At 32.6% G+C, this 15770-nt stretch carries 15 protein-coding genes; 8 read left to right on the top strand and 7 right to left on the bottom strand.

Going from position 1 to position 15770, the window contains the following annotated elements; all coding sequences use genetic code 11:
• Positions 1-73: 73 nt before the first annotated feature.
• The 3 genes from AX016_RS07320 (at position 74) to AX016_RS07310 (ending at position 3725) form a co-directional block, all read left to right on the top strand.
• Positions 74-2554, top strand: coding sequence for a zinc-dependent metalloprotease (locus tag AX016_RS07320; RefSeq protein ID WP_100894993.1), 2481 nt, complete (start codon positions 74-76; stop codon positions 2552-2554).
• Between the two features lie 322 nt (positions 2555-2876).
• Positions 2877-3056 (top strand): hypothetical protein, encoded by a 180-nt coding sequence (locus tag AX016_RS07315; RefSeq protein WP_100894992.1) that lies wholly within the window; start codon positions 2877-2879, stop codon positions 3054-3056.
• 156 nt (positions 3057-3212) lie between these two features.
• Positions 3213-3725 carry a hypothetical protein gene (locus tag AX016_RS07310; protein ID WP_157811109.1) on the top strand — a complete coding sequence of 171 codons (513 nt, stop codon included), beginning with the start codon at positions 3213-3215 and terminating at the stop codon, positions 3723-3725.
• A 52-nt stretch (positions 3726-3777) separates the two neighbouring features.
• Here AX016_RS07310 and hemL read toward each other — a convergent pair whose 3' ends face one another.
• The 4 genes from hemL to AX016_RS07290 are packed head-to-tail and all read right to left on the bottom strand — an operon-like array spanning position 3778 to position 7150.
• Positions 3778-5058, bottom strand: coding sequence for a glutamate-1-semialdehyde 2,1-aminomutase (hemL, locus tag AX016_RS07305; protein ID WP_100894990.1), 1281 nt, complete (start codon positions 5056-5058; stop codon positions 3778-3780).
• Positions 5059-5067: 9 nt separating this feature from the next.
• Entirely contained in the window at positions 5068-5910 is an 843-nt protein-coding gene (locus AX016_RS07300; RefSeq protein ID WP_100894989.1) for a glucosaminidase domain-containing protein, read from the bottom strand.
• Positions 5903-6808 carry a 1-aminocyclopropane-1-carboxylate deaminase/D-cysteine desulfhydrase gene (locus AX016_RS07295; RefSeq protein ID WP_100894988.1) on the bottom strand — a complete coding sequence of 302 codons (906 nt, stop codon included), beginning with the start codon at positions 6806-6808 and terminating at the stop codon, positions 5903-5905. Before AX016_RS07295 ends, AX016_RS07300 begins: the two co-directional genes overlap by 8 nt.
• 12 nt (positions 6809-6820) lie before the next feature.
• Positions 6821-7150 (bottom strand): hypothetical protein, encoded by a 330-nt coding sequence (locus tag AX016_RS07290; RefSeq protein WP_100894987.1) that lies wholly within the window; start codon positions 7148-7150, stop codon positions 6821-6823.
• 167 nt (positions 7151-7317) lie between these two features.
• On the opposite strand from AX016_RS07290, the gene AX016_RS17285 reads away from it, so the two are divergent.
• The 3 genes from AX016_RS17285 (at position 7318) to AX016_RS07280 (ending at position 10020) form a co-directional block, all read left to right on the top strand.
• Positions 7318-7479, top strand: a complete 162-nt coding sequence (locus AX016_RS17285; protein WP_198519413.1) for a DUF5522 domain-containing protein — start codon at positions 7318-7320, stop codon at positions 7477-7479.
• A gap of 82 nt (positions 7480-7561) precedes the next feature.
• Complete coding sequence (locus AX016_RS07285; protein WP_100894986.1) at positions 7562-8116, top strand: DUF4136 domain-containing protein; 555 nt, start codon at positions 7562-7564, stop codon at positions 8114-8116.
• Positions 8117-8268: 152 nt separating this feature from the next.
• Positions 8269-10020, top strand: coding sequence for an aromatic amino acid hydroxylase (locus tag AX016_RS07280; RefSeq protein ID WP_100894985.1), 1752 nt, complete (start codon positions 8269-8271; stop codon positions 10018-10020).
• A 1-nt stretch (position 10021) separates the two neighbouring features.
• Here the strand turns inward: AX016_RS07280 and AX016_RS07275 are convergent, their stop codons facing one another.
• Genes AX016_RS07275 through alaS form a run of 3 tightly spaced genes read right to left on the bottom strand, consistent with a single transcriptional unit; the run spans position 10022 to position 14231 of the window.
• Positions 10022-10648 carry a DUF4230 domain-containing protein gene (locus tag AX016_RS07275; protein ID WP_100894984.1) on the bottom strand — a complete coding sequence of 209 codons (627 nt, stop codon included), beginning with the start codon at positions 10646-10648 and terminating at the stop codon, positions 10022-10024.
• A gap of 2 nt (positions 10649-10650) precedes the next feature.
• Positions 10651-11607 (bottom strand): GSCFA domain-containing protein, encoded by a 957-nt coding sequence (locus AX016_RS07270; RefSeq protein ID WP_100894983.1) that lies wholly within the window; start codon positions 11605-11607, stop codon positions 10651-10653.
• Between the two features lie 8 nt (positions 11608-11615).
• On the bottom strand, positions 11616-14231 hold the full coding sequence (gene alaS / locus AX016_RS07265) for an alanine--tRNA ligase (protein ID WP_100894982.1): 2616 nt from the start codon (positions 14229-14231) through the stop codon (positions 11616-11618).
• 200 nt (positions 14232-14431) lie between these two features.
• Here alaS and AX016_RS07260 point away from each other — a divergent pair, with 200 nt between their 5' ends.
• Positions 14432-15409, top strand: a complete 978-nt coding sequence (locus tag AX016_RS07260) for a M23 family metallopeptidase (protein ID WP_100894981.1) — start codon at positions 14432-14434, stop codon at positions 15407-15409.
• On the top strand, positions 15409-15738 hold the full coding sequence (locus AX016_RS07255) for a MerR family transcriptional regulator (protein WP_100894980.1): 330 nt from the start codon (positions 15409-15411) through the stop codon (positions 15736-15738). The genes AX016_RS07260 and AX016_RS07255 overlap by 1 nt, the downstream gene beginning before the upstream one ends.
• The last annotated feature ends 32 nt before the right edge of the window (positions 15739-15770 follow it).

Genomic DNA, 15770 nt, shown 5'->3' with positions numbered 1-15770 from the left:
ATATTATTAACATAGAATTAGGATTTTTTTGCAGTTATTTGTTTTTATTCAAAAAAATTAACTCAAACTAACAATGATTAAAAGTTTACTCACCAAACTTCTATTAGCTGTTTTTCTATTTGGTTCTCTTACCAATTTAGAAGCTCAATCTAAAAAGAAGAACAAGAAAAGCAAGAAAAATGCTAAAACAGAAGCTCCAGCTTCAAAACCAAAAAAAGGAGCTATTTTACCTTACAGCAAGGTAATTACCAAAGATGCTAAAACAGACACTGGTTTGTTTAATGTACACACTGTAGATGACAAACGTTATTATGAAATTCCAGATTCTTTGTTTAACAAAGAAATGTTAATGGTTAGCAGAATAGCAAAAACAGCAACCGGATTAGGTTTTGGCGGCGGAAAAATTAACACTCAAATGTTACGTTGGGAGAAAAAAGACAAAAAAGTTCTTCTACGCATTATGTCTACAAACATTGTTGCAGATGAAAAACTACCTGTACATGAAGCTGTAATGAACTCTAACTTAGAGCCTGTTTTATATTCTTTTGATATTAAAGCGATAAAAAAAGATTCTCTAAACCCTACAACTGTTATACAAATTAATGACTTTTTTCAGAAAGATGTAAAAACATTAGGTTTACCAGAGCGTAACAGAAAACAATACAAGGTTAGTCGTTTAGATGATAGCAGAAGTTATATTGAAAGTGTTAAAAGTTACCCTTTAAATATTGAGGCTAGACACGTAAAAACATACTTTGCTGGCAACCCACCATCTAACTCTGCGCTAGGGTCTATTACATTAGAGATTAATAACTCTATGATTTTGCTTCCAAGCAACCCAATGAAAAGACGTTATTTTGACGAACGTGTAGGCTGGTTTGCTCGTAGTCAAGTAGATTATGGTTTGGATGCTCAAAAAAGTAAATCTGTAACTTATTTAGATCGTTGGAGATTAGAAGTTAAAGATGAAGATTTAGAAAAATTTAAAAGAGGTGAACTTGTAGAGCCTAAAAAGCAAATAGTTTATTACATAGACAGGGCTACTCCAGAAGAGTGGGTTCCTTTTATTAAGCAAGGTATAGAAGATTGGCAAGTTGCTTTTGAAGCTGCTGGTTTTAAAAATGCTATAGTTGCAAAAACACCACCTACTCCAGAAGAAGATCCAGAATGGTCTGCAGAAGATGTCAGGTATTCTGTTGTAAGGTATTTAGCCTCTCCAATTCCAAATGCAAATGGTCCTCACGTAAGTGACCCAAGAACTGGTGAAATTTTAGAATCTGATATTAATTGGTACCACAACGTAATGACATTATTACGTAACTGGTTTTTTATTCAAACCGCAGCTATTAATCCAGATGCAAGAGGTGTTGAGTTTAAAACTGAAGTTATGGGTAGGTTAATACGCTTTGTATCTTCTCATGAAGTTGGCCACACCTTAGGCTTACCTCATAACATGGGAAGTAGTGCTGCGTACCCTGTAGATTCTTTACGCTCTGCATCTTTCACAAAAAAATATGGTACTGCACCATCAATTATGGATTATGCACGTTTTAATTACATAGCACAACCAGGAGATGAAGGTGTTGCTTTAATGCCAAATATTGGTATTTATGACAAATATTCTATTAGTTGGGGTTACCGTCCTATTTTAGACAAATCTGCTAAAGATGAAAAGAAAACTTTAGATAGCTGGATTTTAAAGCACGCTGGTGATCCTCTTTATCGTTTTGGAAGACAACAATTTGGGGTTATAGATCCAAGTTCACAAACCGAAGATTTAGGTGATGATGCAATGAAAGCTAGTAGTTATGGTATTGCTAACCTAAAAAGAATTGTACCTAACTTAATTAAATGGACAGCAGAAGATGGCAAGTCTTATGATGATTTAGATGAATTATACGGACAAGTTTTAGGACAATATAACAGATATATGGGTCACGTATCTAACAACGTAGGTGGCGTATATGAAGATTACAAAACATATGATCAAGAAGGTGATGTGTACTCTCACGTAGCTAAAGAAAAACAAAAAAGAGCAATTCAGTTTTTACATAAACAATTGTTTGCTACACCTACTTGGTTGCTAGACAACAATATTTTAAACAAAATTGAAAATGCTGGTGCTGTTGAACGTATTAGAAATACACAGTCTAGAACGTTAAATAATCTTTTAGATACCGGTAGAATGGCTCGTATAATAGAAAACGAAGCTTTAAACGGATCTAAAGCCTACAACTTAACTACAATGATGGCTGACGTAAGAAAAGGCATTTGGAAAGAGTTAAGCACAGGAAGATCTATAGATACATACAGACGTAATTTACAACGTGCTTATGTAGATCGTATGGAGTACCTAATGACAGTAAACCCTAAATCATCTAGGTTTGGTACAGCTGTAAATGTTAGTCAGTCTGATATTAGAGCTGTAGTAAGAGCTGAATTACAAACGCTGCAACGTTCTGTAAAATCTGCTGCTTCAAATTCTAGCGGTATTAGAAGAGCTCACTTAAAAGATATACAAGAGAGAATAGAATCTATTTTAGATCCTAAATAAGAATATATCATCTTTATTATTAAAGGGCTGTAGTGTAATTTACATTACAGCCTTTTTTATGCAACATACTTAATAGCAACACACTACACTAAAAAAACAGCTACACAACAAATAAAGCTAAAATCACAATTAAACGTGTATTTCATCTATAAAATGATGTACTTTATCTTGTTTATCCATTTTTTTTAATATATTGCAAGAGACAAACAACAAAAAACAATTGTTTCACAACCAAAAAGCGGTTGTTATACAACAAGAGTTATAATTAATTCATTAACCTAGGTATCTTTGTTATAGAACCGATATAAAAACCCCAAATCTTATGTCATACAAACTTAAAAGCTTAGTTTATTTTTCTTGTTTAGTTGTAGCAATTTTTGCCTATGTACAAGTTGACAACGAAAACGTTTTAGAAGAAAATAACAACACGGTAGAGCTTCAAAATATTGAAGAGAACACAAACAGTAACGACTTAATTGTACAGTTAACTGAAGAAGAGTAAACGTATTATTTTTAATACAGAAAAAGTCTGAAACCATATGGTTTCAGACTTTTTTTTTACACCTAACCCAATGTTAAAATGCTGCCAAAAACAAATTTTAGATTAAACTATTTTAAAAATTGAAAGTCAAAATACTAAACAATAAAAAATAGTAATATGAAAAAAATAACATTTGTAATGGTTTTAATGCTAGGCATTTTAACTATATCAGCACAAGAAAGCAAGAAAAAATCTAAAGATGCAAAACACAAAATGCATAAGAGAAAAGACGGTAAAAGAGCTATGCATAAAATGGCAAAATTTACTCCTGAACAAAGAGCTATTTTGCAAACTAAAAAAATGACACTTGCCCTAGATCTATCAGAAGAACAACAATCAAAAATTGAAAAGCTAAATTTAAAAAATGCTGAATTATTTCATCAAAAAGCAGAAGAAAGAAAAGCAAGAAAAGAAGCTGACAAAAAATTAACTTCTAATGAAAAATTTGCAATGACTAACGAAAAGTTAGACCTGCAAATAGCTCAAAAAAAGACATTGAAGAAAATTTTATCTAAAGACCAATATGCACAGTGGAATAAAGTACATAAAAAAAGACATCATTCTCCTGAAAAAAGAAAAGTAAACAGAAGACAAATGATGCAAAAGCGAAATAAGACCATTAGGTCTTAATAAAAAAAAGGAGCCAATATTGGCTCCTTTTTTTTATTATATAATTATTTTATTACAACTCTAAGTCTTCAAGAGCGGCAATAGTATCATCTAGATCTTTATACGATAATGCATCATTTAAAAAATAACTTTCAAAAGCACTTGGGGGCAAATAAACACCTCTATCTAGCATTCCGTGAAAATACTTTTTAAACGTATCATTATTTCCTTTTGCCGAAGAAGCAAAATCTACAACAGGTTCATCTGTAAAATGTACAGAAATCATACTTCCAAACCTATTTATTTGGTATGCAATTCCTTTTTTATCTAAAGCTTTTTTTAATCCTTTGTGTAAATATTCTGTTTTGTCTGCTAAACTTCTAAAAATATCAGGATTATTATTTAACTCTGTTAACATAGCCAAACCAGCACTCATTGCCAAAGGATTACCACTTAAAGTACCTGCTTGGTATACAGGTCCATTAGGCGCTAAATAATCCATAATTTCATTACGAGCCGCAAATGCACCAACAGGTAAACCACCACCTATAACTTTACCAAAAGTTACAATATCTGCATCTATACCCAGTACTTCTTGAGCTCCGCCTCTACCCAGCCTAAAGCCCGTCATTACTTCATCAAAAATTAATAAAATACCTTCTTTTGTACAAAGTTCTCTTAAACCAGTAATAAATTCTTTAGACGGAATTATGCAGCCCATATTACCTGCCACTGGCTCTATTATTATCGCTGCTATTTCTCCTTTGTTAGCTGCTACTAAAGAGGTAACATTTGCTAAATCATTATACGTTGCCAATAGAGTATCTTTAGCTGTACCAGCTGTTACTCCAGGGCTATTAGGACTACCAAAAGTTACAGCTCCACTACCCGCTTGTATTAAAAACGAATCTGAATGTCCGTGATAACAACCTGCAAACTTTATAATTTTGTCCTTATCAGTAAAACCTCTTGCCAAGCGCACGGCACTCATACAAGCTTCTGTACCACTATTTACAAATCTAATCTTATCAATATTAGGAACCATAGAAACTGCTAGTTTTGCTAACTCTGTTTCTATCTCTGTTGGCATACCAAAAGAGGTTCCTTTTTTTGCTTTTTCTATTACTGCATTTATTACAGGATCATAAGCGTGACCTAAGATTAATGGTCCCCAAGATGCTATATAATCTATAATTTTATTTCCGTCTTCATCATACAAATATGCTCCTTTTGCTTCCTTTACAAAAATTGGTTCACCACCAACTGCATTAAAAGCTCTTACAGGAGAATTTACACCACCTGGAATGTATTTTTTAGCTTCGTTAAAAAGTTCACTGCTTCTTTTATAAATCATTTTTAAGATTTAATTTTTAGTATATTTTACAATAAGTTCTTGACCTACGCTTAGGTTTGTATTTTTTAAATTATTTAGTTTCATTAACTCTGGCACTCCCATAAAATACATTCTAGATATAGCATACAGTGTTTCACCTGCCTCTACCTTATGCTTTTTTACAACATATTCTTTTGGAGCTGTACGCACTGCTTTATGCTTACCATCATATTTATGAAGGTCATATTTTTCAATTAAGTAAATTAACTTTTGCGGGTATTTAGGATCTGTTGCGTAACCAGCTTTTCTTAATCCCTTAGCCCATCCTTTGTAATCATTAGCGCGTAAATCAAACAAAGAAGAATACCTACCTCTTGTTGTTAAAAACAAGCTATGATCTCTAAAAGAGTACATTGGGTGGTTGTATTTTCTAAAACACTCCCCTTTTTCATCATCATCATGATAATCAAAATCTCCTTCCCAACCAGTATGACATTTTATACCAAAATGGTTGTTGGTTTTACGTGCCAACTCTCCTTTTCCAGATCCACTTTCTAAAATACCTTGTGCAATAGTTATACTTGCGGGTATTCCATAAGTTTTCATTTCATCTTGGGCTATTGCAGCAAATGTATTTATATAATCGTCTGTATTTTCTATAGCAAAACTTACAAATTTACCTTCATCTTTTGGCAAACCATAAAGAGCGTCACCATTGTTAGAATTACTTTTAGGCGTAACTGTAGATACTTTTTTATGAGACCTTTTGGTAACACTTCTTTTAGCTTTACAACTTGCAAAAAAAACAAGCAACACTATTATTCCTGCTTTATAAATTAACCTTAAACTATTTTTTTGTGTCTTATTATTCATTTATAAGAGGTAATTTTTTCTTTAGTAATAAACTATTCATTCCTTTTATTCCTTGTAATCCGCCAGTGTGTATTGCTACAATTTTAGTGCCAGGTGCAAAATAATTTTTACGTACTAGATCTAAAATACCATAAACCATTTTACCCGTATACACAGGATCTAAAGGTATACTGGTTTCATTTTTAAAAGAGTTTATAAAATTTATTAATTCTGATGTTACCTTTGCATAACCACCAAAATTATAGCTATTTATAAGCTCCCAATTTGTGTTATTAGCAAATTTACAAATATCTTCTTTTAAAAAATCACCTTTTAACGCCGGAAAACCCAAAACCAATTGATTCTTATTTGCAGAATTTATAATACCTGCTATTGTACCACCTGTACCAACAGCACTGCATACCACATTAAAATCAGCATCTCTTTCTGTCAATATTTCTTCGCAACCTTTTACAGCCAAGTCATTAGCACCACCTTCTGGCAACACAAAACTATTAGGAAACTCTAACTGCAAATTGGTTAAAAATTCAGAATTATTTTTTTGTCTGTAAGCTTCTCTACTTATAAATTTAAACTCCATTCCGTTTTCTTTAGCAAAAGCCAAAGTTGGGTTATGTTGCCATTTACTTACCAATTCTTCACCCCTAATTACACCAACGGTTTTTATACCGTTTTCTTTTCCTGCATAGGCAGTTGCCGCAATATGATTGGAGTACGCACCACCAAATGTTAAAAGTGTTGTTGCTTTTATTTCTTTAGCGTGCAGTAAATTATACTTTAATTTTCTAAACTTATTACCAGAGATAAAAGGGTGTAGCGTATCTTCTCTCTTAATACAGAGTGATATCTTTTTTTCTGATAAAATAGGAAGTCGTACTTGCTGATTTAAAACTTTCACGTTTTATAATTTTCAGCGCCAAAGATATTTAATAAAACTGAAGGGTTTACGTTCATTTAAATAATTAGGGTTATCTTCATTATAATAAGCCTCTCTTTCAAAACTAAGATTCTGATAAGCCTTATAACTATCCCAATAAAACAAACAACGAATTAAAAACTCTAGCAAATACAATATATAAAAAGGCAAAACTAAAAGTTCTAATTGCTGCCTTAAGTGTATTTTTTCGTGATTAATTAAAGAGTCATCATCCCTTAGCGCATCACTCTTTAAAATTATAAAAGGCCATAAAGATAGGCCTACATAATTTTTTCTAAAGAAGAGTTTTGAAACTAAAATCATACGTACTTATTAATTAACATTGTCAAATTTAACAACTTAGTACAGAAACTATACCATTTTTAAGACTTAAAACGATTAATAACTGAAAACACCGACTACCAACTATTTTTAACTTTTAACAATTACGGTTTTACATACTTAACGCAAAAACTCGTAATTTTACCGATATGAAAAAAAATCTTCAACCTATAGAAGGTGACTATTATTTATCTGAAGAGGGTTACAGAGTATTTACAGAGCAATACCACAAAAGAAGAGGATACTGTTGCGAAAGTGGTTGCAGACACTGTCCTTATGGTTACAATGCTAAAACAAATACTCAAAAATAAATTAAAACAGCTTATTATTAGGCGTTTATAAAGTAACGGCACAGTTTTTGTGCTATTTATACAAACTAAAAACATCAAAAATATGAAAGCATTAAAGTTAGCATTAGCACCAGTACTTGCTCTGGTTCTTTTTAGCTCTTGTACGTCTGTACGCGTATTGTCTGACTACGATAAGGAAGCAAGTTTTAACACATACAAAACATATGCTTTTTATAAAACAGGCATAGATAAAGCTCAAATATCTGACCTAGATAAAAAAAGAATTCTAAAAGCTATTGATGCTGAAATGAGTTCTAGAGGCTTTGTAAAATCTGCAACACCAGATATTCTAGTAAGTATTTTTACCAAAGAAAAAGAACGTGTAGATATTTACAATAACTACTGGGGCGGAGGCTTTGGCTGGGGCTGGAATCCTTATTATTTTGGTAACGGGTTTAACAGAAGTAATGTTTCTACAAGTACAGAAGGATCTTTATATATAGACTTAATTGATGCTAAAAATAAAGAGCTAGTTTGGCAAGGCCGTGGTATTGGAACCTTAAACAACACTAGTAACATAGAAAAAAAGGAACAACGTATTAAAGAGTTTGTTTCTCAGATACTAGAAGCTTATCCGCCAGAGTTAGCATCTAAATAAAAATTACAACCGCTATTTATAGCGGTTTTTTTTTGCTTAAAACTCAAAACTTATTCTTCGTTATTAATGCTTATTTCAACTAAATAAAACTAAAATCATTTTCCAATTTTGTATCTTTATTGCCATTAAGTTAATACCTAACATAAAGTGCAATGTCTTACACAAGCAATTACATATTAGATAAACTACCAACGCATTTAAAACAATATATAAAACCGCAAAATTATGAGGATTACACTCCCGTAAACCAAGCTGTTTGGCGTTATGTTATGCGTAAAAATGTAGATTATTTAAGTAAAGTTGCCCATAAATCTTATTTAGAAGGTTTAAAAAAGACAGGTATTTCTATAGAAAACATTCCTAATATGTACGGTATGAACCGTATTTTACAAGAAATAGGGTGGGCTGCTGTTGCAGTAGATGGTTTTATACCTCCTTCTGCTTTTATGGAGTTCCAAGCTTACAACGTATTGGTTATTGCGTCTGACATTAGACAATTAGAAAACATAGAATATACACCTGCACCAGATATTATTCATGAAGGTGCTGGCCACGCTCCCATTATTGCAAATCCTGAATACGCAGAGTATTTAAGACGATTTGGAGAAATAGGATGCAAAGCAATATCTAGCGGAAAAGATTATGAGCTGTATGAAGCTGTTAGGCATTTATCTATTATAAAGGAAGCTGCTGGATCTGATGAAAAAGAAATAGAAAAAGCAGAAAAACACGTAGAAGATTTACAACAAAATATGGGCGAACCTAGTGAAATGGCGTTAATTCGTAATTTACACTGGTGGACCGTAGAGTACGGATTAATAGGCACTACTGAAAATCCTAAAATTTACGGTGCTGGTTTACTTTCTTCTATAGGAGAAAGTGCTTGGTGTATGACAGACCAAGTTAAAAAATTAGAATACTCTAGTGAAGCTGCTCATAAATCTTTTGATATTACACAACCTCAACCTCAGCTTTTTGTAACACCAGACTTTGCTTTTTTAAGTCAGGTTTTAGAAGAGTTTGCCAACACAATGGCTTTACGTACTGGTGGTTTAGACGGCGTTAATAAACTTATAGACTCTAATGCTTTAGGAACTGTAGAACTTAGCACAGGCTTGCAAATATCTGGTGTATTTACAAATGTAATTACTCATAAAGGAAAACCTAGCTACATACAAACTACTGGTAAAACAGCTTTGTCTTACAGAGAAAAAGAATTGGTTGGACACAGTACAAAACACCACGCAGATGGCTTTGGCTCTCCTATTGGCAAACTAAAAGGCATTAATTTAGCCATTGAAGATATGAGTCCGCGCGACTTAAAAGCTTATAATATTTTTGAAGGACAAACCATTACCTTAGAATTTGTTGGCGGCATAAAAGTTAAAGGAAGTATTATAACCGGAACACGAAACCTAAAAGGTGAAATTGTTCTTATTACTTTTGAAAACTGTACTGTTACACAAGGAGAAACTATACTGTTTAAACCAGAATGGGGATTATACCATATGGCAGTGGGCGAAAACATTGTTTCTGCATTTAACGGACCAGCAGATTTGCATAGTTTTGATTTAATTACACATAGCATTACTGAAGAAACTATTAAACCTAAACAAACAGAAGCAAAAACACTGCTTGAAAATTTATATAAACAAGTACGTGAGTTTAGAGAAGGCACTAATATTACAATCTCTAGAAACAAAGTTTTTCAGGAAGTAAAAAACAACTACCCAACAGATTGGTTGTTGCCAGTAGAATTGTATGAATTAGCCAAATCTAATAATGATGAGGATTTTGCTTCCGAAATTATACAGCACTTAGAAACTGTAAAACAAAACAATCCTAAGGTTGGACATTTAATAGATGACGGACTGGAACTGGTAGATAAAAGTTTGGTTGTATAAGTTATTGTAACTCTAACTCTTTAATGTAATTTAACTCTTCAATTTTATTAATTGGGTTGTCATTGTATTGTAATGTCCACCCCAAAGAATTTGTTAATACATAAAACTTAGACAGCTCACTTAAAAGTCTGTTTTGCGCATTTGTTTTTAAGGTTGAATTTTCAACTTTTTTAAGTAATGATGCTTTTACGTTTTTCTTTATTTTATTATAATCATTAGCATCAAACTGATTTAAAAAGTCGGCCGTAACATCATAATATTCGTAATCTGGACTTATTTTTACTTCTGGTTCTGGTATGCTTGTTATTTGCAACACCTTGTTTTCTTCATCAAGATTAAAAACAATTTTACTTAAATCATAAGCAACAGTAACATCTGCATTTACTACAACCAATGCTTTTTTTTCTGCTGTAATTAGCGGCCCAAAAAGCTGCTGAGAATCTTTGTAATTATACACCTCTGCAAAGTGACCTTCGGTTACCACAAGCTTAGATACATTTTGTATTTGCTGCTGTATTAACATTGAGTTTTCTTGTAAAATAGATTGTTCTTCTTTTTTATCTGAACAAGTTTTAAATACAAGTAAAGCTACTAAAACAATAATAATTCCTACAAGGATTCTCTTCATAATTAAAACGAAATAAAAGGATATTCTTTTTGAAGATACGTAATTTTTTCTTGAATATTTTTTAAAAATTTCTGATGCTCCTCTGATTGCGAATTAAATGGTCTATGCTCTAATCCTCTTTGTACAGCGCCTACTTTTTCAGTAGTTTCTAAGGCCTTTTTAGTTAACCAGACACTAGAGAACTTCTCCCAAATATAATCTACAGCTAATTTGCTTGGGTGTACCATATCTTCTTTATAAAATCGATAATCACGCAACTCATCCATCATAATCTCATAACTAGGAAAATAAAAAGTAGTACCTCTATTTTTTTCTAATTCTATGGTGTTATGTACAGCAGTTAGCAAATGAGATTTACTACGCTGATTTTCTATAAAACCATCTTTTATATGCCTAACAGGAGAAACCGTAAAAATAAATTTAGCATTAGCATTTACACTTTTTACCAATGTAATAAGCTCTTGTAAACTATTCTCTATCTCTGCCACGGTTAACAATTGCTTTTTAAAGGCTTTTTGTGGCACTTTATGACAATTTGCAACTACTTTACTTAACTCCAAGTGTTTGTACACCCAAGCAGTTCCTAGGGTAATTACCACGTGTGTAGCGGTATCTAAAGTAGACTTAGTTTTTACTACTGCTGTATTTAAATTTTGTAGTAGTTCTTGTTTTAATGGCGTGCTTAAACTAGAATGAGCGTTGAAACTATGCCAACGCTCATTCTGTTTAAATATATCTTCCTCTGTGTATTTTTCTTGTAAAACTGCATTTTTTATCAACTGCGTTATTGCTTGCGGATGAAACAAAATACCAAACGGATTGGTTGCGGCTTGCATTTTATAATACGTAAACTTATTACCTATATGCTCTGCAAAGCAAGAACCCAATAACAATAGCTTACTAGAATAGTCTATTTGAAACGTACTTGGCTTAAGTGGTACTTTAGTTTGTAGTTTCATACACTATTTTAATTTATATAAGATACTGCCTTTTCTAAAGCTTCTGTAATTCCGCCAGGGTTTTTACCGCCTGCAGTTGCAAAAAATGGTTGGCCACCGCCACCTCCTTGAATGTATTTACCAAGTTCGCGTACAATGGTACCCGCGTTTAAATCTTTATCGCCTGCTAATTCTTTAGATATATAACAAGACAAGGTAGCTTTACCATTGTTCTCTGCTCCAAAAAGCAAGAACATATTAGTAGCGTTTGCACCCATATTAAAACATAGATCTTTAATCCCTGCAGGATCTAAATCTACTTTTTTAGCTAAAAATTGCACGCCATTTACATCTTGTAACTCGTTTAACAAATCGCCTTTTAAGTTCTTAGCTTTATCTTTTAATAATTGCTCTATTTCTTTTTTAAGCTTGCTATTTTCTTCTTGCAAAGAAGTTACAGCTTTTACAGGATCTTTAGCATTATTTAATACCTCTTTAATATCTGTTAAAACTTCACTATTAGCTGCATAAAAATCTTTAACAGCATCAGAAGTAATAGCTTCTATTCTACGTATTCCTGAAGCAACTGCACCTTCTGACTTAATTTTAAAGTGCCAAATATCTCCTGTGTTTTGTACGTGTGTACCTCCACAAAGTTCTACTGACTGCCCAAAACGTATAAGTCTAACCGTATCTCCGTATTTTTCTCCAAACAATGCCATTGCACCAGCATCTAAAGCCTCTTGCATTGGTATATTACGTTTTTCCTCTAAAGGTAAGTTACCTTCTATTCTTGCGTTTACAAAATCTTCTACCTCTTTTAACTGCTCTGCAGTAACTTTAGAAAAGTGAGAAAAATCAAAACGTAAGTATTTAGAGTGTACAGCAGAACCTTTTTGCTCCACGTGTGTACCCAGAACTTCTCTTAATGCTTGGTGCAATAAGTGTGTAGCTGTATGGTTACTTGCTGTTCTTTGACGCTGTTTAACATCTACAACAGCCTTAAAAGTATCTGTAGTATTTTTAGGTAAATTTTTAGCAAAGTGAATAATTTCGTTATTCTCTTTTTTAGTATCTACTATATACACAACATCTCCGTTTTGTGCTTCTAAATACCCTTTATCTCCTACTTGTCCGCCTCCCTCTGCGTAAAAAGGAGTTATATTAAATACCAACTGATACTGCTCACCATCTTTTTTAGACGTTACTTTTCTGTATTTTACCAAACGTACATTTGTTTCTAAAGCATCATACCCAACAAATTCTTGTTCTGCATCTTGCAATAAAACTTCCCAATCTTCTTTAGATACTTCAGACGCAGACCTAGAACGTTTTTTTTGTTCTTGCATTGCTGCTTCAAACCCTTTTTCATCTAAAGTATACCCGCGCTCACTTAAAATAAGAGCAGTTAAATCTATAGGAAAACCATATGTATCATACAGTTCAAATGCTTTTCTACCATCTATATTTTTAGATGATGCGTTGTTAATAACACTATCTAACAATACCAAGCCTTGGTCTAATGTTTTTAAGAAAGAGTGCTCCTCCTCTTTAACAACATTCTCTATTAATTGCTTTTGCTCTTTAAGTTCTGGGAAAGCATCACCCATAGTATTAGTTAGCACATTTACCAACCTATACATAAAAGGTTCTTTAGTATTTAAAAAAGTAAACCCGTAACGTATTGCTCTTCTTAAAATTCTACGTATAACATAACCAGCGCCTGTATTACTTGGCAACTGACCGTCTGCTATAGAAAAAGCAACAGCTCTAATATGATCTGCAATAACGCGTATTGCTATATTTATTTCTTCTTCTTTGTTATATTCTGCATTGGTAATAGTCTCTATTTCTCTAATGATAGGAGTAAAAACATCTGTATCATAATTAGACTGCACACCTTGCATTACCATACACAAACGTTCAAATCCCATACCTGTATCTACGTGCTTTGCAGGTAAGTTTTCTAATTCTCCGTTTGCTTTACGGTTGTATTGCATAAATACAAGGTTCCATATTTCTACAACCTCAGGATGATCCATATTTACCAAGTCTTCACCAGAAACTTTTGCTTTTTCTTCTGCAGATCTAATATCTACGTGTATTTCTGAGCAAGGTCCACAAGGTCCTTGATCTCCCATTTCCCAAAAGTTATCTTTTTTATTACCATAAAGAATTTGAGATTCTGGAATAATTTTTTTCCATAAATCTAATGCTTCCTGGTCCATATCTAAATTATCTCTGTCTTTACTTCCTTCAAAAACAGTAACATAAAGACTTGTTTTATCAATTTTAAAAACTTCGGTTAGCAATTCCCAAGCCCAAGCAATAGCCTCTTCTTTAAAGTAATCTCCAAAGCTCCAGTTACCCAACATTTCAAACATTGTATGGTGGTAGGTATCTTTACCAACTTCCTCTAAATCGTTATGCTTACCACTAACACGCAAACATTTTTGAGTATCTACAACTCTAGTATTTTTGGCTTCAGTATTTCCAAGAAAAAACTCTTTAAACTGTACCATCCCAGCATTGGTAAACATTAAAGTAGGATCATCTTTAATGACCATTGGGGCAGAAGAAACAATTTTGTGTGTTTTATTCTGAAAAAATTCTAAAAACTGAGATCTTATTTCTTGAGATTTCATCTGTTGCTATGTTTGTAAATTTAATTGGCTGCTCTAGTTTGTTAAAAAACGTTATATTTAACGCAAATAACATTAAATTACAAAGCTTATACCACCCTAAAATGGTAAGCTTTTTATAAAATTAACTATTTCTGCAAAACAATTTTTATATTTGTTTGTTTTGATAAATTAAAAGTGCAAAAATAGGATAAATTCCCTTTATGTCTCAAGTTAAATATTATTATGATCCAGACACTCTATCTTACAGAAAGATAGAGCTTAAAAAGTCTAAAAAATTTCGCAACGTAGCGCTAATGTTTATGGGTGCTGCAATATTGGGTTTTTTAGGGTTGCTACTTCTATTAAATACCAATTTAATTAATACACCCAAAGAACTTTCTTTACAGAGAGAACTACATAATTATGAGTTTCAGTTTGAATTGCTTAACAAAAAAATGGAGCAAATGGAACAAGTATTGGTTAATATAGAAGATAGAGATAATAACATATATCGTTTATATTTTGAAGCTAACCCAATACCAGAAGAACAAAGACGTGCAGGTTTTGGTGGTGTAAACAGATACAAGTCTCTAGAAGGCTTTAACAATTCTGAAATGATTATTGATGCCACTAAACGATTAGAAATTATACAAAAACAAATGGTAATACAGTCTAAATCTTTAGATGAAATTACCAAACTTGCCGAAGAAAAAGAAAAATTTTTAGAAGCAATACCTGCTATACAACCAGTTAGCAACGAAGACTTAACACGTATGGCATCTGGTTTTGGCTGGCGATCTGACCCATTTACCAAAGTACGTAAAATGCACTGGGGAATGGATTTTACATCTCCTAGAGGAACACCAATTTACGCATCTGGTAACGGTAAAGTTACTAGAGCAGATGCTAGCTCTACAGGTTATGGTAAACACGTACGTATAGACCACGGTTATGGCTACCTGTCACTTTATGCGCATATGAGCAAGTACAATGTTACTGCCGGGCAAAGAGTAAAAAGAGGAGATATTATTGGTTTTGTAGGTAGTACTGGTAGATCTGAAGCTCCACACTTGCACTATGAGGTTTGGAAAGATGGTGACAGAATTAATCCTATTAATTTCTACTACGGTAACCTTTCTGCTATAGAGTTTGAAAATTTACTGAAACACGCATCACAAGAAAATCAATCATTGGATTAATGCATATACAACTTCCAGAAAAAAGATATTATGGTATTGGCGAAGTAGCCAAGGCTTTTAACGTAAATACGTCTTTAATACGTTTTTGGGAAAAGGAGTTTGATGTTTTAAAACCAAAAAAAAATGCAAAAGGCAACCGTAAATTTACTCCGCAAGACATAAAAAATTTACAGTTAATTTACCACCTTGTAAAAGAAAGAGGCTTTACACTAGATGGTGCCAAAACTCATTTAAAAGAAGAAAAGAAAAAAACACTTTCTAATTTTGATATTATTACAAAACTAGAGAATGTTAAGTCAGAGCTTCTAAAAATAAAAGATCAATTATAACCATTAATTACATATAAACTAAACACTAAAAA

The sequence above is a fragment of the Cellulophaga sp. RHA19 genome (assembly GCF_002813425.1).
Lineage (GTDB): Bacteria > Bacteroidota > Bacteroidia > Flavobacteriales > Flavobacteriaceae > Cellulophaga.
The sequence above is the reverse complement of the archived record's forward strand: the minus strand, read 5'-3'. Positions and strand labels throughout refer to the sequence as shown.